The sequence below is a fragment of the Micromonospora sp. NPDC049559 genome (assembly GCF_040676675.1).
GTDB lineage: Bacteria > Actinomycetota > Actinomycetes > Mycobacteriales > Micromonosporaceae > JBFAPK01.
On sequence record NZ_JBFAPK010000032.1, the window covers coordinates 77991 to 97827 of the forward strand.

Here is a 19837-nt window from a genome sequence, read left to right on the forward strand (position 1 = left end):
CGTGGACTGTGGGTCCCGCCGGTCAGACGAAGTTCACGTCGCTGCACCACATGTAGGCCTGGTCGAGGTGCGAGGCCTGCCAGATGACGAAGACGATGTGACGCCCGGTGTAACCGGAGGTCGAGACGTTGAACGTGATGTTCTGTGCCGGCGCGTACCGCCCGGTCTGGGTGATGAAGTCGAGGTTCCCCCAGCCGAGGGTCTGCGTGGTCGGGTTGAACCCGTTCTTGCTGACGTAGACCCGGAAGTAGTCGGCACCGTGGCTGGCCTGGTCGTACAGCTGGATCGAGAAGTTGCGGCTGATGTTGGTCGCCTTCCACGATCCGGCCCGGTTCAGGCTGTTGTTCCTGGAGAGGGCGTTGCTGCACAGCTGCCCGTCGGGCGTGCGGGCCTGGAACTGCCCGCCGAGGCCGTCCCGGAGCGCGCTCATCCAGTTCCACATGGTGTCAGGGTTGGCCTGGAACGCCTGCCAACACATGGGGTCCTGTTGCTGCATGGCCGGGTTGGTGTGCTGGCTACCCCAGTCCTTCCAGCACTGGTAGGCCCGGGACTGCGGGTTGATGATGGTGCCGTGGGCCTGGGCCGCGCCGGCCCAGGGGAGCATCCCGACCACCGTGGCGAGCAGCAGGACAAGCGCTCGAACGGGCTGACGGACGGCTGACCGGGATCGCCGGCCGGATTGCTCGGTGTGTGAACGCACTGTACGACCTCCGTTCCTTCGCGGCGCTCAAGATCAGATTGGGAGCGCTCCCAATAAGTGTGGCAGTTGCGGGTCAAGATATCAATAAGCGTCTATTGATAACGGTGTGGGTCGAGTGGGTCGAAGTGCCGCCGAGCACGCATCGCGGCTGGTCCGGCTCCTGGGTGGCCGGCGAAAAGTTCGGTAGGCGATCGACGCTCGACGTCCGCCGGAGGTGTCGGGCATTCGCCGTACGATTCTATGATCGTGGGCCCGATCGTTGGCCCCACGTCGGCATCCACACCTCTTCGCCGGGTGCGTCCACCCGCCTGGAGCCGAGGTGGTCGCGAAGTTCCCCGAGCGCGGGGTGCGGGTTGTCGTCCCGCCAGATCAGCGAGATCGGGTAGACGGGCGCCGGGTCGCGCACCGGTATGCGCCGCAGGTCGTAGCTGTCCGGCCACAGGTACCGCGAGCGCTCCCCCACCAGGGTCGCCAACTCCGCGGAGTCGGCTATCTCGGCCAGCAGTGCCTCGTTGCCGAAGACCGGCCCGACCCGGTCGATGGTGAGCCCGAACGCGGCGGCGAGTTCGTCGTAGAAGTCGGCCCACTCGGTACCGGGGGTCATGCCCGGCATCCAGATCCGGTGCCCGACGAGTTGGGCGGGCGTGACGACGCGCGCGTTGGCCAGCGCGTGGCGTGGGCCGACGAGGATCTCGTGCGGTTCGTCGATCACGCGGGTGGCCCTGATCCCGGCCGGCAGTTGGCGCGCGGGCATGGTGACCGCGTGGAAGGTGGCGTCGATCGTCCCGGCCTCGACGGCGGCGACCGCACCCTCGACCTCGACGTCCAGCGTCACGACATCCAGCGCGACCTCGGGGTGCACGCGGTGGAATTCCTGGAGCAGCACCGCCGCGGCGACCCGCCGGTTGACGACGTCGACGCGCAGTGCGCGCCGGCCGGGGCGTACGGACGCGTCGGCCCGCTCGGCCACCCGCAGGAGGTCCCGGGCGTGGGGCAGGAACGCCTGGCCGTCGATGGTGAGCTGGACCCCTCGGGCGGTACGGAGGAACAGGCGTACGCCCAGGTCCTTCTCCAGCGCGGCGACGCGCTTGGAGACGGCCTGCTGGGTGATCGACAGCGCGGCGGCGGCCTCCTGGAACTGTCCGGCGTCCGCGGCGGCGACGAAGGTACGCACGGCGTCGAGATCCACGCACCGAACCCTAACCACACAACGGCGGGTTGTGGCTCACCGCCGTACCGGTTGTTTGATCTCCTCGTCGCGGCCTTGCTTTGATCTCCGGGGTCAACGGCGGGTTGTTCGTGGCGGGAGGTGCGGGGCTGCGATGGCCAGACAATCCCTGGGGCGGCGGTTCGGGTGGTTGTGGGCAGCGTATGCGGTCAGCGCCTACGGCTCCGGGCTGGGATTCGGCGCGTTGCCGCTGCTCGCCGTGCTGGTGTCGCACGCCAGCGCCGCCCAGGTCGCCGCGCTGGCCGCGGTCGGGCCGGCGGTGGGCGCACTCATCGCGTTGCCGCTCGGGCCGTGGGTGGAGTTCCACCGCAAGCGCCCCATGATGATCGCGATGGACCTGGTCCGGTTCGCGGCCATGACGACCATCCCGATCGCGTACGCCCTCGGGCGGCTCGGCTTCGTTCAACTGCTGGTCGTCTCGACCGTGCTCGCCGCCGCCAAGATCGCCTTCAACGCGGCCAGCGGCGCGTACCTCAAGGCCCTCGTCCGCCCGGCGGACCTGCTCGTGGCGAACGCCCGGTTCGAGTCGACGACCTGGAGCTCCATCGCCGTCGGACCACCCCTGGGCGGCGCGGCCATCGGCCTGTTCGGGCCGGTGACCACCGTGCTGGCCGACGCGCTCAGCTACCTGCTCTCCGCGCTGGGCATCACCGCGATCCGCCACCGGGAAGACGACCCGCGACGAACCGAGGGCCGCCGGGTCCGGGCCGGCGAGCTGCTCGACGGTTGGCGGCACCTGCTGACCCACCCCGGCCTGCGGGCGCTCTACCTCAACCAGCTGCTCGTCGGCGGACTCATCATGGCCACCGAGCCGCTGCTGGCCGTCCTCCTGCTCCGCGAACTCGGATTCCCACCCTGGCAGTACGGCCTCGCCTTCGCCGCCCCCTGCCTCGGCGGGCTTGTCGGCTCGCGCCTCGCCCGCCGCGTCGTGGCGCGGTACGGCCAACACCGGATCATCCGTACCGTCGGCACGCTGCGCGCGGTCTGGCTGATCGGCCTCGCCTTCGTCCAGCCCGGCCTCGCCGGCCTCGCCACGGTGATCGCCGTCGAACTGGCGATCATCATCAGCATGAGCCTCTACAACCCCGTGCTCGCCACCTACCGGCTCGAACAGACACCCCGGGACCGACTCGCCCGCACCCTGACGGCCTGGTCGATCAGCAGCAGCGCCGCCATCGCCGTCCTCAGCGCGCTCGGCGGCCTGCTCGCCGACGCCACCAGCCCGCGTACCGCCATCGCGGTCGCCGGGCTGCTCATCCTCGCCAGCCCGCTGCTGCTGCCCCGCCGCCCGAGCCCCGCACCCGCACCCGAGCCGGAGCTGGCCACGACCGGTCCCGCGAGGGACGGCGGGCGTGTCGCATGAGGTCAGGTACGGGGCCGCCAACCGCTGAGCACGTGACAACAGCACGAGCCGGACCTGAGCCACCCGTGCGACACCGCGGCCGACCCGCCGATGCAGAAAGAGGAGCAATTCATGGGCGTCACCGCACTTGACGCGTCCAGCGCGCTTGTCATCATCGACCTGCAGCTACGCCGCCGCGGCGTCACGCAGGTCGTGCTGGCCGGGCTCACCACCAGCATCGGCGTGGAGTCGACCGCTCGGGCGGCCTACGAACACGGCTACCAGATCACGCTCGCGGCGGACGCTATGGCCGATCTGGACGTGGCGGCGCACCGCAACAGCACTGAACGGATCTTTCCCCCCTCGGCGAGACCGGCTCCACCACCGACCTCGTGAAGATGCTCGCGAAGACCCGCGACTGACACCCGCCGACGGCGACCAACTCGCCGAGCGGTCCCGCGCCGTGAAGACCACGGCTTCGGCCCCACCACCGACCCGCGAGAGCGGGTCGGTGGTCTTTCTTTTCCGGTAAGGCCGGTCCTCCTCGGCGTACGCGTGTGCCTCGGGCGACTTTTCCTCCGTCGTCGATGCCGGCGGACCGGTCGTGACCTGCTGCTTGTGCTCGGTCGGCGCCAGGCTGGTGCCAGAGGTGGCGCGCAAGTGGTGCCATACAAACTTGTCGCCGTGCCATACGTGTGCCATATTGGCACCACGAACGTGACCGGGTACGTGCGCAACCTCCGGCGCGAGCTCGCCACCCCCGCCGAAGTCGGTGGTGACGAGGCGCATGCGTTGGTCGAGCGCCCCGAACCAGCCCCGCTCCTGGGCCCAGAAAGGCAACCATGACCAGCACGCACACCCGGCCGGCGATCGCCGTGACCGGACTACGGAAGACCTTCGGTGACCAGGTCGTGCTCGACGGTCTCGACCTGAACGTGCAGCGGGGAACGGTCTTCTCGCTGCTCGGCGCGAACGGCGCCGGGAAGACCACCACCGTGAAGATCCTGTCCACCCTGCTCAGCGCCGACGCCGGCGACGTCCAGGTCGCCGGGCACGACCTCGGCCGCGAACCGGACGCGGTGCGCGCCGCCATCGGTGTCACCGGCCAGTTCTCCGCGGTGGACAACCTGCTCACCGGCGAGGAGAACCTGCTGCTGATGGCGGACCTGCACCACCTCGCCAGGGGCGAGCGCCGGCGGCGGGCCGTCCAGCTGCTCGAACAGTTCGACCTCACCGAGGCGGGCCGGAAGCCGGCAGCGACCTACTCGGGAGGCATGCGGCGGCGGCTCGACCTGGCGATGACGCTGGTGGGCAGCCCGCAGGTGATCTTCCTCGACGAGCCGACCACCGGACTGGACCCGCGCAGCCGCCGGAACATGTGGCAGATCATCCGGGAGCTGGTGGCCGGCGGCGTCACCATCTTCCTGACCACGCAGTACCTGGAGGAAGCCGACGAGCTGGCCGACCGGATCGCCGTCCTCGACCACGGTCGGGTGGTCGCCGAGGGAACCGCGGAGGAGCTGAAGCGCCGCATCCCCGGCGGGCACGTACGCCTGCGGTTCGCCGATCCGCAGGGCCTCGCCGCGGCCATGGGCGTGCTGGACCAGGCGTCGCGCGACAACGACGCGCTCGCCCTGCGGGTGCCGAGCGACGGCAGTCTGCGCTCGCTGAAGGCCCTGATCGGCCGGCTCGACGACCGGGCCATCGAGGTCGACGAACTGTCCGTGCACACCCCCGATCTCGACGACGTCTTCCTCGCCCTCACCGGCAACCCCACCAACGAGAAGGTGACCACCCGATGAGCACGTCCGCCCTCGCCCGTACGGCGCCGGCAAGCCTCCGTTTCCACCCGCTGCGCGACTCGGCGACGATGCTGCGCCGCAACCTCAAGCGCATGCTGCGGTACCCGTCGATGACCCTGATGCTCATCGGGATGCCCGTCGTCTTCCTGCTGCTCTTCGTCTACGTGCTCGGCGGCACGCTGGGCGCCGGGCTCGCCGGGACGGTGCACGCCGGCGCGGCCGGCGGACGCGCCGCGTACGCCAACTACGTGGCGCCGGCGATCATCCTGATGACCGTGACGGCCACGGTCCAGGGGACCGCGATCTCGATCGCCATGGACATGACCGAGGGCATCATCACCCGGTTCCGTACGATGCACATCGCCCGGGTCTCGGTGCTGACCGGACACGTCCTCGGCAGCATGATCCAGGCGGTGTTCAGCCTGGCGGTTGTGATCGGCGTGGCGGTGCTGGTCGGCTTCCGGCCCACCGCCGGGCCCGGTGCGTGGCTGGCCACGGCCGGTTTCCTGCTGGCGGTGACCTTCGCGCTCGTCTGGTTGTCCGTCGCGCTCGGCCAGGTGAGCAAGAGCGTCGAGACCGCGAGCAACCTGCCCATGCCGCTCGTCCTGCTGCCCTTCCTCGGCAGCGGGTTCGTCCCCACGGACTCCATGCCGGCGGGTCTGCGCTGGTTCGCCGAGTACCAGCCGTTCACGCCGATCATCGAAACCCTGCGCGGCCTGCTGTTGGACGAGCCGATCGGGAACAACGCCTGGATCGGGCTCGCCTGGTGCGCGGCCATCGCGCTGGGCGGATACCTCTGGTCGAAGCGACTGTTCAACCGCCAGTCCTGAGCCCGCCGCGCCCGGCCGCCGCCGGTGAGAACCCGGCCGCCGCCGGCGAGATCCGGCCGGCCGCCCCGCCCGTACCTCCTGGGACAGGTACGGGCGGGCCGGCTCCGGTATGCGGTGGCGTCCCGTTAGGTCGTGCCTCCTCGGCGCCGCCCGGCGTTACTTCGCGCGCAGCGGGGCGAGCGCGGTGCTCCAGGCGACGACCTGGTCCAGCATCGTGTGGACGGCGTCGCGCTGGAACTCGCCCGGCTTGAAGACGCTGAAGTTCTCGAAGTCGGTGAAGAGGGAGAGGCTCACCTGGGCCCGTACGTCGGCCATCTGCAGCTCGCCGGCGATCAGCCGCAGGTGTTCCACGGCCCGGGTTCCGCCGACCGACCCGTAGCTGACGAAGCCCACGGCCTTGTTGTTCCACTCCGAGTACAGGAAGTCGATGGCGTTCTTGAGGGCGCCGGAGGTGGAGTGGTTGTACTCGGGGGTCACGATCACGTACCCGTCGAACGAGGCGATCTTGTTTGCCCACTCCAGCGTGTGTGGCTGGCTGTACTGGCCCATGCTCGGCGGGTAGACCTCGTCGAGGTGGGGGAGCTTGTAGTCCAGGAGGTCGACCAGCTCGTACTCGGCGTCGGTGCGCTGGGCGGCGATGTCGCGGACCCAGTGGGCGACCGCCTCGCCGTTACGGCCGGGCCGGGTGCTGCCAAGGATGATGCCGATCTTGGTCATTGCGGTTCTCTCGTCTCTCGAAGACTTGCTTGCTGCGTCAAGCAAATGTAGTGGCGGTTGCTTCGTCAAGCAAATAAGCTGGGATTATGTCTACGATCACACCGCCGCCCGAGCCGCCGCGGCCGCTCGACCCGGACGAGGAGGCCCTCGTCCGCTCCCTGGTCCGCGTGATCTACCTGCTGCCCCGGGCCCTCGACGCGGATCTCGTACGCGACCAGGGGCTGCCGCTCGTCGAGTACCTGACCCTGATGCACCTGTCCGAGACGCCGCAGCGGCTGATGCGGATGAGCGAACTCGCGGCCGCCTGCGAGCTGTCCCTGAGCGGGATGACCCGGGTCGTCGCCCGGCTGGAGACGCAGGGCCTGGTACGGCGGGTCAAGTGCGACGAGGACGCCCGCGGCTGGAACGCCGTGCTCACCGACGCCGGACTCGACCGGCTGGCGAAGGCGTGGCCCGCCCACCTCGCCGGCGTGCGCCGGCACCTGCTCGACCACCTGGCCGATCTCGATCTCGACCTCGCCCAGCTCGCCCGCGCGTTCGAGCGCATCGCCACCACCGAGTGACGGCCCCCACCCGGCCGCTGGTCGCGGTGGTGGACCGGGTCGGACAAAGCTCCCGAGACCGGCCGGTTCACCAGTGCCAGCCGCGCGGGCCGAGGGCGCGGGCGTGCGGCGCGACCTGGCGGGCGAGCCGGACCAGCAGCGGGACCGTGAGCCAGAGCAGCACCACCGCGTAGAAACCCAGGGCGAGCAGGTCGCGGGCCGCGAGCGTGGGCGGATCCACGAACGGATACCACAGTGGACTGAACTCGGGGGTGAAGTGGCAGAGCCCTTCGAGACGGTAGTTGTCCTGGTAACAGATCCAGGGACGCAACTGCCCGAAGACCCGACTGTTCGCGGCACCCCAGACGGAAAGGGCCGTGGCGACCAGGGTCGCGGCGGTCAGCAGGGGGCCGGTCCGGGCGGCCGGTCCGTGCAGCGCGGCCAGGGCCAGGCTGGCCGGCAGGATCGCGACGAGGAAGAACCGGGGACCCCAGTACATTCCGCCGTTCCAGCCCCACCAACTCGCGTAGGTGAGCACCAGGCCGCCGACGAACGCGGACCAGAGCAGCCAGGCGGTCCAGAGGTCGGCCGTACCGGGCCCGGCCCCGGTCCGCCCGGCCGCGTCGGGTCGCTCCGGGTCCGCCGCGAGGGCGGCCCCGCCGTCGCCCACCGGGCTCGGCCGCAGGGCGCGCCGTACCGGCAGGAAGAGGCCCGGCGCGAACCAGGCCAGCCCCTTGCCGAAAGAGAAGAGGATGGCGACGAGGCCGAGCACGAAGGGGTACGAGAAGCCCGGCCGACCCGAGTACGGCAGCACCGTCACACCGCCACCGTTCTCGGCGTACGCGCTGTGCAGCGGGTCGCCCCAGCGCCACCACGCCTCGCCGAGGATCAGCGCCGCCGTGGCCGGCAGGACCAGCAGGTACCGCACCCGCCGCCGGTGGAGACAGAGCACCGCGACCGTGATCGCGAGCGCGACGGCGCTGGCCGGGGTGTTGGCGACCCCGAGGACCACGGCGCCCCACCCGGCGGCCCGGGTCACCCGCCCGGTGCCCGTCACGGTCGCGGCGAGCAGCCCGACCCCGACCGCCATCGCGGTGAACATCTCGCCGTAGAAGTCCGGCACGTGCGCGGCGACCATGCTGCCGGCGAGCAGCAGCAACAGGAATCGGCGCCGCAGCCGGGCGTCGACGCGGTCCTGCAGCAGGCCGTGCAGGGCGCCGGCGCCGAGCACGAAGAGGAGCAGGTTGTACTGCGCCAGCCAGACCTGCGTGTTGCCGTACCAGTGGCCGACGAGCCAGAGTGGCGTCGCGAAGAGCGGCCCGATCAGCGAGTACGGCGTCTCCGGCAGTTGCCGCTGTTCGAGCAGTTGGACCAGCGCCTGGTACCGGGCGAGCCCGTCGCCCATCATCGGCGGTTTCGGCGTGGTGGCCAGTACCAGCAGGCCGGCGGCGAGCAGCAGGTTCTCCACCACGGCGACGGGGCGGCGGTACCGGGCGCCGGGTGCCGGCGGATCCGCGACCGGTGGCGGTGAGTCACCGGTCGCGGCGACATCTCCGGCGGGGACCGGGTCGCCGGTCGTGGCCGGGTCGCCGGCCGCCGCCTGGCTCGGGTGGTCCGGCCCTGCCGCTGCCGTGGGCGCTTCCAGGATGACCTCCGCGCTGGCTCGATAGATCATGCTGAATGTAACATCGGGCCGCGTCGCGGCGCTGTCCCTCTGGAGGCCGCTCTCGGCCCCTGACCTGGTCGGCGCCCACATCGGTGGTGATCGGTCCGGGCTCGTCGCAAAATGGTCTTGACGCAATCGCCGCGCTCCGCCCGATAAGCTCGCTATTCCGGGTTTTCCCGCCGCCTGCGGAAATGTTCGATGTCGCCTTTCTGACGGTGAACTGCCGGTTAGTGGCCTTTATCGCCACCGCTCCACCCGTACCGCCGCTGAGCTGGGCGGAGGTCTCTCGGATGATCCCGTCAAGGGGCCGACGCTGGCCGATCGGCTAATCGAGCGGAACTGTCTGCCTACTATTTATCAGCCGACAATGATGCTTTCTTTGTTTTCCCACTGACTATCATCGCTATGGGTAGCTGTGGATCCGATGCCCCAGGACCAGGCATCGAGCAACGGCGAGAGGTTGGGTGCGATGATCGGCGGAAACTCGCATTCCGGCGCCCCGGTGTCCCTCTTGGACCCGTCGGGGCCGCACCCGTCGTACCGTCAGTCGCAGGGGCTGGTGCGCCCGCGGCTGCTGGCGATGCTCAACGCGCGACCCGCCGCGCCGACGCTCGTCGTCGCCCCCGCCGGCTGGGGCAAGACCACCCTGCTGGCGCAGTACGCGAACTCGCTCGACCTCGCCGTCGGCTGGCTGCGCATCGAGAGCTCCGACGCGAATCCCGACCGGTTGCTGCGGCGCATGCACGTCGCCGTGCAGGCGGGCCTCCCGGACGCCGGTGCGGTGGCCGCCGGCGGGCCGTCGGCATCCGTACCACGGTCGCTGCTCGTCATCGACGACCTGCACCTGATCGAGGGATCCCCCGCCGAGAGCACCCTGCTGGACCGCTCGCTCGACCTGGCCCGGCGGGACGTCAAGGTGGTCATCGGTACCCGCCGGATGCCCAACTTCGACCTGTCCCGGCACGAACTCTCCGACGTGGACGTGATCGACGCCGAGCAGCTGCGGTTCCGCGCCTGGGAGGTCGAGCGGCTGCTGCGCGACGTCTACCGCGAACCGCTCCCCGCCGACGACGTCGCCGCGCTGTCCCGACGCGTCGGCGGCTGGGCGGCCGGCCTCAAGCTCTACCACCTCTCCACCCGCGGCCACTCGCTGGCCGAGCGGCGGCGGGCGGTGGCCGCCCTCGGCGGGCGCTCGGCGCTCTCGCGCGGCTACCTCGCCCGTACCGTCCTCGCGGAGCTGCCCGAACCGCTTCGCCTCTTCCTCGCCCGTACCTGCGTCTTCGAGACGCCCACCGGGCCGCGCTGCGACCAACTGCTCGGCGCCACCGACAGCCAGTTCCTGCTGGAACAGCTGGAACACCGGCAGGCCTTCACCATCACCCACGACGGCGGCCGGACATTCCGCTACCACGAGGTGCTCCGCGCCCACCTGGTCGCCGGGCTGGTCGAGGAACTGGGCGAGGGCGGGGCCCGGGCCTGGCACGCGCGGGCCGGGGAGATCCTCGCCGAGGAGGGCGCGCTGCTGGAGGCGACCCGCTGCTACGCTCGCGCCGAGGACTGGGGCGCCGTACACCGGCTGCTCGACGAGGCCGGGGCCAGCGTCGCCGACCAGGGGCTGGACTCCTGGACCGATCTGCTCCCGGGCTGGTTCATCGCGGAGGACCCCTGGCTGGTCCTGGCCGAGGGGCGGCACCGGGTGAACCAGGGCCAGCTGGAGACCGGCGCGGTCGCCCTGCAACGGGCCGAGGAGATGTTCACCGCCGAACCGGCCCGCGTCCGCTCCCGGGCGCTGCGCACCATGGTCCTGGCCTGGCTGCCCGACTCGGCGCCGTGGCGCGGCCACTGGACCGGCTGGCTGCGGGCCGCCACCCGCCGGCACCCCGCCGTCGTGGCCGGCGAGGCCGAGTCGCTGCCGCCGGCGGTCGCCCCGCTGGTCCGGGCGATCGCCTACCTGCTCGCCGGCAACATCGAGGAGGCCGGGCGGATCCTGCCCCGGGTCAGCGAGGACGACTCCGACTTCGCCGGCCTCGCCGGGCGGCTGCTGCAGGCCGCGCACGCCATGGTCGGCGGCGACCGGTGGGGCGACGGCGCGGTCGCCGCCGTCGCCTCGGCCGCCGAGAGCCGGCAACTGCCCTGGCTGGCCCGGATGGCCCGCGCGGTGATGGCGCTCGACGGTACGGAGCCCAGCATCAAGGAGGCCGCCGCGGTCGCCGAGGAGTGCGACCGGCTGGGCGACACCTGGGGCGCGTTCATCGCCTCCGGCCTCGCCCAGCTGATGCGTTCCCTGCACGGACGTATCGACCCGGACGAGGCGGGCGAGCTGCTGGCCCGGGCCCGGGCGCTGGAGAGCGGCGTCCTGGCCGCCTGGGCCCAGTCGCTGCTGGCGCTCGCGACCGTACAGGCGCGGCTGCCCGAGGCGGAGCTGGAGGTGCGCCGCGCGGAGAGCACCGCCCGCGCCGCCGGCGTACCGGGGGCCCGCGTCCTGGCCCTCGCGGCGGCCGCGCAGCTGGGACCGCGGCAGGCCGAACAGCTCGCGGCGGCGTACGCGGCCGCGACGCACGCGGGACTGCCGCGCGCGCTCGTGGCCGCCTGGACCGCCGGGCACGAGACCGCCCAGGGGCCCAGCGGCCCGAGCCCGGATGCCCGGATCGCCGTCTGGTGCCTCGGCGGGTTCCGGATGCGGGTCGACGGGCGGGTGCTGGACTGGTCCTCCATCCGGCCGCGCTCCCGCACGGTGGCGCGGATCCTGGCCATGACCCCCGGTCGACCCATCCACCGCGACAAGCTCGTCGAGGCGCTCTGGCCGGACGCCGACCCGGCCACCGCCACCCGGCGCCTGCACGTCGCGCTCTCCACTCTGCGCCGCTTCTTCGAGGAGAACCTGCCGGCCGAGTACGCCGACCGGCTGCTCTACCGCGACGGCGACGCCTACCTGCTCGCCGTGCCGGACGAGGGCTACTGCGACGTCGCGGTGCTGCGCGACGCGCTGGAGCGGGCCCGGCGCGCGCACCCCGCCGACCCGGGCTACCTGGACGCGCTGCGCACGGCGGTGCACAGCTACGGCGGTGACCTGCTGCCCGAGGACGGCCCGGCCGAGTGGGTGGTCAACGAGCGGGAGACGCTGCGGCGGCAGGCCGCCGACGCGGCGGCCAGGCTGGCCCAGGCCGAGCTGGACGGCCTCTCCGGCTACGAGCAGGCGAGCGGCGCCGCCGTCGCGATGGCCCGTCGCTGCGTCGAGATCGACCCGTGGCACGACGCCGGCTGGCGGCTGCTCATCGCCGCGCACGGCCGGGCCGGCAACGCCGCCGCGGCGGAGCGGGCCCGACGCGAGTACGCCGAGGTGCTCGTCTCGCTCGGGCTCGATCCGGCCGCCTCGGTGGAGCCGGCCGAGGCGATGACCCTCATCTCCGGCCAAAGAATTCCACTTCCCCGATCGCCACGCTCGGGTTCGACCGCGGCGGCCCGTACACCGAGCGCACGACAAGCCTGAGCTTCGCCACGTCGGGCGCCTCGAACTCGAACGACTGCGGGCCGGGCTGGTCGCGCAGCTGCAGCACGGTATCCACGGTTTCGCCGTTGGCCCGGGTGGCGACCACGGCCAGCGCCTGGGGCCGGCCGACGGCGAGGAACTTGTCCTGTTCGGTGCTGACGCCCGGGGTGACCACGATGTCCAGGATCCGGACGGGGTCCGCGTAGTTGACCTCCACCCACGCCTCGGCGGCCGGCCCGTTCGGTGCCCAGAACCGGTTGGTCGCGCCGTCGAAGATCCGCGCGGCGGGGGCGTCCGGTTGCTCCGAGGACGCCTGGGCGCCGGTCGGGCGCAGCGGCACGTGCTCGCCGGTCTGGTCCCGGATCTCGTTGATCCCGCGCCGTACCAGCGGCGGGCCGACCACCGCGAGGATCGTGAGCACGCAGATCACGCTGATGATCATCAACAGTCGGCGGGCCGCCCGGCGGTCCCGCCGCTGGCGGGCCTCCCGGTTGCGCCGCCGCAGCCGGTCGATCAGCCGCTGCCACCAGGTCCGCTTGGCCTCGACCACCTCCTGAACGGCCAGCGGCGACCCGCAGTTGCTGCAGAAGCGGCGGGTCTTCTCGTTCCCCGCCCCGCACTTCGGGCAGATTCGCTCGCCGACCACCGGCGCCGGTCGTACCTCCTCCACCGGCCGGGGCCGGCGCGGCTGGGTCGCCATGCCCGGCTGTACCGCCACCGGGTCGCCGGGCCGGGCCGGCTCGGTCGTCCGCACCGGGTCGGCGGTCGGCGGCGCGTCCGCGGCGGTCGCCGTCGTGGTGTCCGCCGCCGTCACCGTCGTACCGCTCGCGCCGCCGGCCCGGGCGCCGGCGTCGGCCTCGCCCCGCGACGGCTCGTCGGTGGCGGTGGCGGTGACGCCGCCCGTCGCCGGCTCGACCGGGGCCGAGGTGGCGGTCGGGGTCGGGCCCGGCGTGGGCGTCGGCGCCGGATCCGCGACCGGTCGCGCGACCGGGGTGCCCTCCCACGCCAGGAACGCACCGCAGTTACCGCAGAACCGCTCGTTGTCGCGGTTACTGCTGCCACAAGCCGCGCAGACGATCATGCTGCTGCCACCTCCACCGTTGCCTGTACATGTGCTGGCACCACACCGGCCACCATCTCCTGCAGCCGCGTGGTGTCCACCGAGCTCGGATCGGCCACTCTCACCCGGACCTGCACCCGCGCCGGGGCCGGCGGCGGCGGGTCGGTGTTCGGCGTGCTCGACCAGGTCACGCCGCCGGTGTCGGTCACCTCGACGGTGCCGCCGGTGAGGATGCCGAGCGCGAGTTCGAGGCCGCGTACGGTGCCGCGCCAGCGGTGCAGCTCCACCGCGTGCCGGATCAGCCTCCGGCGCAGTGGCAGCGGCCAGCTGTCGTCGACCGGCAGCGCCACCCAACCGGCGAGCCAGTCCAGAAAGTCCGGTGGGGCCAGCTCCAGGTCGAGGTAGGCGTCGAGCGAGTCCAGCGTCAGCAGCACGGGGGCGAGCACCTCGTCCAGCCCGGCCGTGAAGCGCTGGGTGAAATCGTCCTCCAGGAAGAGCGCGGGCAGGGTGAGCCCGATCGGATGTGGGGTCGGCAGTCCGGGTACGGCACCACGCATCGGTCGCTCCAGAGGTTGATGGCTCGGCACGGCTCGCTCAGGCGCCCGCCGGCCGGCTGGCCACCCGGACCTGGTGGTCGTACGAGAAGACCAGCGCGTTCGGACCCAGCTCGATCCGCTGCACCGCGTCGCCCCGGTTCCCCGTGATCGGGTCGGCGGCGAAGAGCAGGATGTCCTCCACCAGATCCATCCCGTCGACCCGTTGCAGCACCGCGTAGATCTCGCCGGACTGGATCGGCCGCCCGAAGGGCCAGCCGGTGCCGTCCGGACCGCCGTCGATCGGGTTCAGGTAGCCGTACAGGGTGCGCATGGCGCGTTCGCGCAGCGCCGTCGCGGTGACCCGGGGCTGCGCGCGCAGCTGCGCCACCACCGTCACCCCCTGGTAGTACGGCGGCTCCACCAGCACCTGCGTGCCGATGCAGCGCCGCGCGTCGAGGTGGGTGCGGATCCGCTCCAGCGTCTCGTCCCGCGGCTTCAGGGAGGCGAAGCGGGCCGAGTCGTCGGTGGAGTTGGTGTGCTCGCCGACCGCGGGCACCACCAGCACCCGGATCGCCGCCGAGTCCGGCCCCGCCGGTACGCAGCGCACCCGCAGCGCCTCCGGGGCGGCCTCCCGGGCCAACTGCTCGTAGTCCTCGGCGGTGACCGCCCGCTCCCGGGTCCGCAGCGTCAGCGGACCCCGGGCCGAGGTCTCGGCCAGCGACTCCCCGTCCACCCCGCCGGTGGCCGCGGTGCGGTTGGTCACCGTGGAGATGAACGGCACCGGGTCGCGGAGCACGGTGAGGCTGTTGGCGGCCACGTTGCCGCGCCGCCCGCCGCCCGTGCGGTAGCGGGGAACCCGGATCGGCGCGGCCTTCGGCGGTACGGCCCCGTACTGGTGGACCGTGCCGTCGGGGAGCCGTACCGCCGGTCCGAAGCTCACCTCGCCGCTGGACCGGTCGACGGTGACGTGCCGGTCCTCCGGACCCGAGTCGGCGAAGCTGGCCACCTCCCGCCAGGTCGTCCAGGAGTCGCCGCCGGCGACCTCGACCTCCAGCGGCTCGTCGCCGGCCACGATCGGGGCGTGCTGCACGGTGAAGCGCTGGCCCGGCACGCCCTCGGAGAGCCCCAGGGTCTCCCCGACGACCAGTTCGGCGTGGCTCGCGCGGACCGTGCCGCCGATCGTCGCTGCCGTCGCCGTACGCAGCCGGGGCGGCGCGTGGAAGAACGCCTGTCCCTCGGCCGGCTCGGTCAGCCGGCAGCGCAGCCAGCCGGCCCGGCGGCGGGCGATCACCGAGGCGGTGTGGCCGGCCGGTACGTGCAGCACGACCTCGCCCTCCCGGTTGAGCGCGCCGGTCGTGTCCCGCTCGACCACGCAGGGCCGCCAGCCGCCCTCGGTCCACGCCTCCCAGACCAGCGGCGGATCGGTCGGGTCGACGCCGCGCCCGGCCACCACCCACTCCATCCGCAGCAGCACGGCGCAGCCCGGCACCGGATCGGTCAGCCCGAACAGCACGGCGTCGTTCGGGGCGGGCGGGTCGGCGAAGCCCGGTACCCAGTCGTTGCCGTTCAGCTCGTCGGTACGGTCGACCGGCTCGCCGCTCGCCGGCGCGGTGAGCACCCGGCTCAGCGCGGCCGGAACGATGGCCAGCTCGTCGGTGGTCTCGAAGGTGACCGGCTCCTCGCCCTCCATCCGTACGGTGGCGATGTGGGTGGCGGCGGGGACCACGACGGTGCCCTCCCGCGCGGCCGAGAGCCAGAACGTCAGCTCGCAGGTGGCGACCGTCGGCGCGAACGGCTTCACCCCGAGCAGGTCCAGGAACTTCAGGTAGTGCCGGTCGGGCACCCGGTTCAGGCGGTAGAGCAGCTGGTCGACCATGAAGGCGAAGGTCTCGATCAGCGTGACGCCCGGGTCCGAGACGTTGTGGTCGGTCCACTCCGGGCAGCGTCGCTGCACCAGGCGCTTGGCGTCGTCCACCAGGTCCTGGAACCGGCGGTCGTCGAGGTTCGGTGCGGGTAGCGGCATCACTCGGCTCCCGGATCGTGCGAGGGGATCACATAGAACGGAAAGACCAGGTTGCGGGGGTCGTTGTCGGTCCGCAGGCGGTACCGGATGTCGATGTAGAGGGTGCCCTCGGCGGCGTCGGCGAAGTTGACCAGCACGTCGTCGAGCACGATCCGCGGCTCCCACCGCTCCAGCGCCACCCGCACCTGGTACGCGATCTGGCCGGCCGTGGCCGCGTCGGCGGGGGAGAAGACCAGCTCGTGGATGGCGCAGCCGAACTCGGGCCGGGCCGGGCGTTCCCCGGGCGAGGTGCCGAGGATGAGCCGGATGCTCTCCACCACCTCGCGCTCGCCCCGGACCAGGGCGATCGCGCCGGTGGAGTCGGTGCGCAGCGGGAACGCCCAACCGGCGCCGACGAAGTCCGAACTCATGCTCAGCCTCCGATCAGCACGGTCGGCAGGCCGGCGACGATGGGGGCGCCGCAGGCGCTCATATCCCCCATCCGGGCGGCCGGCCGGCCGCCGATCAGTACGGTCGGACAGCCCGGCGGGACGATCACCGACGGCGGGTGCGGGGGCGTGCCCGGGAACGAGCAGGTGTGCATGGTGCCGACGGTCGCGGCGGGGGTCCCGCCGATGAGCACGGTCGGTACCCCCGGACCGCCGACCACGCCGGGATGGGCGGTCGGGTCGCCGACGCGGGCGGCTGGCGGCATGGCGTACTACCCCCTCAGTTGATCCGGACGATGCTGCCGCGGACGGTGAGCGCGCCGCTGGAGCTGACCTCGGTGCTGCCCTGACCGGCGACCTTCACCGTGGCGCCCTCGACGTTGACCCCGGCGTTGCCCTTGACGTCGACCTTGGCGGAGCCCTCGATGCCGACGTCGGTCTTCGACTTCACGGTCACCTTCTGGCCGGTGAGTTCCAGCGGGCCGGTACCGGAGTCGACCGCGATCCCGTTCTTCGCGGTGATCTTGACCTTGCCCTCGCTGATCACCTCGATCAGCTGGCCCTTCTTGTCCAGCCGCAGCACGAACTTCTTGTCCCCGGTGCTGAGCAGGATGCCGTCCTTGTCGGGCGCGTCGACCAACTCCAGGCGGTGACCGGTACGGGAGACCAGCGCCCGAACCCCGATCTTGCCGCTGCTGCCGTCGACCGGCTCGACCTCCAGCTTCGGCGCCTTGTCCTTGCCGTTGTGCAGCCCGCCGACGACGAAGGCGGCGTCGAGGTTGCCGTTGCTGAAGCCGACCAGCACCTCGTCGCCGACCTCCGGGATGATCATCGTGCCGTAATCGTTGCCGGCGCCGAACTGCACCACCCGGGCCCAGCCGGTGGTGTACTGCTTGTCCAGCCAGGGCAGGGTCAGCTTCACCCGGCCCAGCTTCTGCGGGTCCTTGACGTCGCTGACCACCGCCGGTACCAGGCCGTCCGCCAGCCGCTCCGCCCCGCCCGACCCGCCGTTGGTCAGCCCGAAGAGCGAACGGTCCGAGCGGCCCGAGACGGTGAACGAGGTGGTGTAGCCGGCCTGCTCGCTGAAGAGGTGCCGGGTGCTGGTCAGCACGTACTTGCCCTGGAACGGCTCGCCCACGTTGGCCAGTGCCACGGCCGCGCCGGCCCGCAGCTTCGGGTTGCCCCGGGCGACCCCCTCGATCTCGGCGAAGCCGCTGCCCAGTTCGCCGGCGAGCGCGTCGGCCACCGTCTGCGTCGCGCCCTGGGTGCCGAGGGTCGGGTCGGCGACCAGGTACGGCGGCGCGCCGAACTTCTGGCCCAGCTTCACCGGGTCGACACCGGTCACCTCGGTCCCGGCCGCCTTGGGCTTGGCCGTCGCCGAGACCTCCTTCTTCTGCTTGGGGTCCCAGCCCCGGGACTGCGCCTCGGGCACCTGGGCGGTGGCGGTGATCCCGGCCCGCAGCGCGAGCAGGTTGCGGTTCACCTCCAGCACCAGCGGACTCTGGGTGGCCTTGGTGCTCGGGTCCGGCGCGCCGGCGGGCGGCTGCGGCATCCGGAAGTGCAGGGCGCCCTCGGTGACCAGTACCTGCGCGCCGACCAGCTCCGCCAGCCGGGTCAGGAACTCCCAGTCGCTGACGTTGTCCTGGCTGATCTGGCTCTCCGGGTCCTCGCCGAAGCCCTTGACCGCGTCGATCGTGCCGACCTTGACGCTGGCCCGGCTGGCCACCTTGCGGACCACGTCCGGGATGGTCATGTTCGGGTACGCCGCCACCCGCCGGCCCCGGAACAGCCGGTGCGCCACGTCCAGCCCGCGGACCTCGGTGAACGTGCCGGTGGAGTCGAACTCGCACTCCACGGCGGTCACCTCGCCCTCCATCAACGGCTGCGGCCCGCCCGGATCCGAGGTCTGCACGGTCAGCTTCACCTTGGCGCCGATCTCGAACTTGCCCTTCTTCAGCACCGACCGGCCCGGGTCCCGGTACCGCAGCAGGAAGCGGTCCGGCAGGTTGCGGCTGTCGTCGACGTACGCGTACACGAGCAGGGAACCGATGTCGGCCGGCAGCGGGGCGCCCTCGACCTCGACCAGCAGGGAGTTGGCGAACTGCTCATTGGCCACCGCGACCCGCCTCGATCTCCTCCAGCGCGGGCACCAGCAGCCGGGTGCCCGGACGCAGCCGCATCGGGTCGTCGATGTCGTTCGCCTCGGCGATCTCGCGCCACAGCCCCGGTCGGCCGTACGCGCGGTGGGCGACCGAGTGCAGCGAATCGCCGGCCACCACGACGTGTACGTCCCGGGCGGCGAGCGCGCCGGACGTCGGGTTCTGACCACCCTGTTCGCCGGAGATCTCCTCCAGGGTCACCGAGCAGAGCGCCCGCACCGGCGTGCCACCCGGTGTGAAGAGGGTGTACTTGGCGCTCACGCTGGAGACGAAGGACGGGAAGCCGACCATCCCGCCCCAGTGGAAGACCACCCAGGGCGGCGAGCCCTTCTTCTGCTCGCGGCTGGCGTCCGTCGGTACGCAGCAGGCGAAGAGCTCCTCGACGCGCTTGACGACCGACGAGTCCATCGTGTCGGTGGCGTCGAAGAACATCTCCAGGGTCAGCTTGACCGGGTCGGCGCCGGTGAACTCCGGTACGCCGCTCTTCTTGGCGTTGCGCTGGGCGTCCCGCTTCCACTTGGCCGTCTTGGTCAGGGCCAGTTCCTTGGGGTTGAACTGGAACGGGATGCGGTTCAGCGGCGGGCCGGGGTTGGCCGTACCGCCGTTCTTGGGCGGCTCGTGCAGCTGCAGGTACGCGTGCGTCAGCTGCGGTGGCGCGCCGCCCTGGCCCGCACCGGAACCGCCCGCCGCGGTGAAGGTCACCGGGGACGCGGACATCTCGTCACCTCGTCACGCTCGGCGCCGGCACGAGGCCGGCGGATGTGCTGTTTCGCGTCGTCTCTGGTCCTCGCCAGGGGCCGCCGCCCCGGGCCCTCGTGCACCCTGGTGCCGGGTGCTCAGCCGCCGGTGCCGGGCCCGAAGAAGCCGTGGTGGGCGAGTTCGAGCGTCTCGGTCGCCACCTTCGGCGTGTCCGGGCTGAGCTGCGGGCCGGTCCACCGGATCGGGATGACGTCGAGCAGCCCCCACCGGGCGATCACGGTGCCCTCCAGCGTGCGCGCCTCGATCGTGGCGGTCTTGCGCTTCAGGCCGCTCGCCATCCCGGAGAACCAGCGCATCAGCTTCGCGCTGTCGGCCGTGACCGGGCGGGAGAGCTTGACGTTGGAGAACTTCATCCGGGTCGGCAGCTGCCAGACGTGGCCGTTGTTGCCACCCTCCTCGCGCTGCTCGACCACGACCTCACAGCCGAGCCCGTCGCAGCTGTTGAACGCCCCGAGGTCCTGGTCGTCGATCTTCACCACGAACGCGACCGCGACCGCCATGTTGTCCTGGGCCATCTGTCTCCCTCCTCACTGGCTCCGGTCCGCGAGTCCGTCG

18 protein-coding genes are annotated in these 19837 nt (G+C 72.0%); 6 read left to right on the plus strand and 12 right to left on the minus strand.

Annotated features, from left to right (window positions below; genetic code table 11):
- Positions 1–22: 22 nt before the first annotated feature.
- Complete coding sequence (locus AB0J86_RS28605; protein ID WP_363860723.1) at positions 23–604, minus strand: lytic polysaccharide monooxygenase; 582 nt, start codon at positions 602–604, stop codon at positions 23–25.
- A 334-nt stretch (positions 605–938) separates the two neighbouring features.
- Positions 939–1889, minus strand: a complete 951-nt coding sequence (locus tag AB0J86_RS28610; RefSeq protein ID WP_363860724.1) for a LysR family transcriptional regulator — start codon at positions 1887–1889, stop codon at positions 939–941.
- Positions 1890–2058: 169 nt separating this feature from the next.
- On the opposite strand from AB0J86_RS28610, the gene AB0J86_RS28615 reads away from it, so the two are divergent.
- From AB0J86_RS28615 to AB0J86_RS28630, 4 genes are all read left to right on the plus strand, one after another.
- Positions 2059–3291: an MFS transporter gene (locus AB0J86_RS28615; protein ID WP_363860725.1), complete on the plus strand. Its 1233-nt coding sequence runs from the start codon at positions 2059–2061 to the stop codon at positions 3289–3291.
- Between the two features lie 90 nt (positions 3292–3381).
- Positions 3382–3666 (plus strand): isochorismatase family protein, encoded by a 285-nt coding sequence (locus AB0J86_RS28620; protein ID WP_363860726.1) that lies wholly within the window; start codon positions 3382–3384, stop codon positions 3664–3666.
- Positions 3667–4112: 446 nt separating this feature from the next.
- A complete protein-coding gene (locus AB0J86_RS28625) occupies positions 4113–5072 on the plus strand; it encodes an ATP-binding cassette domain-containing protein (RefSeq protein ID WP_363860727.1) in 960 nt (319 codons plus the stop codon).
- Positions 5069–5902: an ABC transporter permease gene (locus AB0J86_RS28630; RefSeq protein ID WP_363860728.1), complete on the plus strand. Its 834-nt coding sequence runs from the start codon at positions 5069–5071 to the stop codon at positions 5900–5902. The genes AB0J86_RS28625 and AB0J86_RS28630 overlap by 4 nt, the downstream gene beginning before the upstream one ends.
- 156 nt (positions 5903–6058) lie before the next feature.
- Here AB0J86_RS28630 and AB0J86_RS28635 read toward each other — a convergent pair whose 3' ends face one another.
- Entirely contained in the window at positions 6059–6619 is a 561-nt protein-coding gene (locus AB0J86_RS28635; protein ID WP_363860729.1) for an NAD(P)H-dependent oxidoreductase, read from the minus strand.
- Positions 6620–6705: 86 nt separating this feature from the next.
- Between AB0J86_RS28635 and AB0J86_RS28640 the strand changes: the two genes are divergently transcribed.
- The gene (locus AB0J86_RS28640) at positions 6706–7182 is read left to right on the plus strand and encodes a MarR family transcriptional regulator (RefSeq protein ID WP_363860730.1); all 477 of its coding nucleotides are present in this window, start codon (positions 6706–6708) and stop codon (positions 7180–7182) included.
- 67 nt (positions 7183–7249) lie between these two features.
- Here the strand turns inward: AB0J86_RS28640 and AB0J86_RS28645 are convergent, their stop codons facing one another.
- Entirely contained in the window at positions 7250–8836 is a 1587-nt protein-coding gene (locus tag AB0J86_RS28645; protein WP_363860731.1) for a hypothetical protein, read from the minus strand.
- Positions 8837–9329: 493 nt separating this feature from the next.
- Between AB0J86_RS28645 and AB0J86_RS28650 the strand changes: the two genes are divergently transcribed.
- On the plus strand, positions 9330–12317 hold the full coding sequence (locus AB0J86_RS28650; protein WP_363860732.1) for a BTAD domain-containing putative transcriptional regulator: 2988 nt from the start codon (positions 9330–9332) through the stop codon (positions 12315–12317).
- Here the strand turns inward: AB0J86_RS28650 and AB0J86_RS28655 are convergent.
- From AB0J86_RS28655 to AB0J86_RS28690, 8 genes are all read right to left on the minus strand, one after another.
- Positions 12229–13398 (minus strand): zinc-ribbon domain-containing protein, encoded by a 1170-nt coding sequence (locus AB0J86_RS28655; RefSeq protein ID WP_363860733.1) that lies wholly within the window; start codon positions 13396–13398, stop codon positions 12229–12231. The genes AB0J86_RS28650 and AB0J86_RS28655 overlap by 89 nt on opposite strands.
- Positions 13395–13934, minus strand: a complete 540-nt coding sequence (locus AB0J86_RS28660) for a phage tail protein (protein WP_363860734.1) — start codon at positions 13932–13934, stop codon at positions 13395–13397. Before AB0J86_RS28660 ends, AB0J86_RS28655 begins: the two co-directional genes overlap by 4 nt.
- A 37-nt stretch (positions 13935–13971) precedes the next feature.
- A complete protein-coding gene (locus tag AB0J86_RS28665) occupies positions 13972–15936 on the minus strand; it encodes a putative baseplate assembly protein (RefSeq protein ID WP_363860735.1) in 1965 nt (654 codons plus the stop codon).
- Positions 15936–16346, minus strand: a complete 411-nt coding sequence (locus AB0J86_RS28670) for a GPW/gp25 family protein (protein WP_363860736.1) — start codon at positions 16344–16346, stop codon at positions 15936–15938. Before AB0J86_RS28670 ends, AB0J86_RS28665 begins: the two co-directional genes overlap by 1 nt.
- A 2-nt stretch (positions 16347–16348) precedes the next feature.
- A complete protein-coding gene (locus AB0J86_RS28675) occupies positions 16349–16630 on the minus strand; it encodes a PAAR domain-containing protein (protein ID WP_363860737.1) in 282 nt (93 codons plus the stop codon).
- 14 nt (positions 16631–16644) lie between these two features.
- On the minus strand, positions 16645–18480 hold the full coding sequence (locus AB0J86_RS28680; RefSeq protein WP_363860738.1) for a VgrG-related protein: 1836 nt from the start codon (positions 18478–18480) through the stop codon (positions 16645–16647).
- A complete protein-coding gene (locus AB0J86_RS28685; protein WP_363860739.1) occupies positions 18470–19240 on the minus strand; it encodes a LysM peptidoglycan-binding domain-containing protein in 771 nt (256 codons plus the stop codon). Before AB0J86_RS28685 ends, AB0J86_RS28680 begins: the two co-directional genes overlap by 11 nt.
- A 119-nt stretch (positions 19241–19359) precedes the next feature.
- Positions 19360–19797 carry a phage tail protein gene (locus AB0J86_RS28690; RefSeq protein WP_363860740.1) on the minus strand — a complete coding sequence of 146 codons (438 nt, stop codon included), beginning with the start codon at positions 19795–19797 and terminating at the stop codon, positions 19360–19362.
- Positions 19798–19837 lie beyond the last annotated feature (40 nt).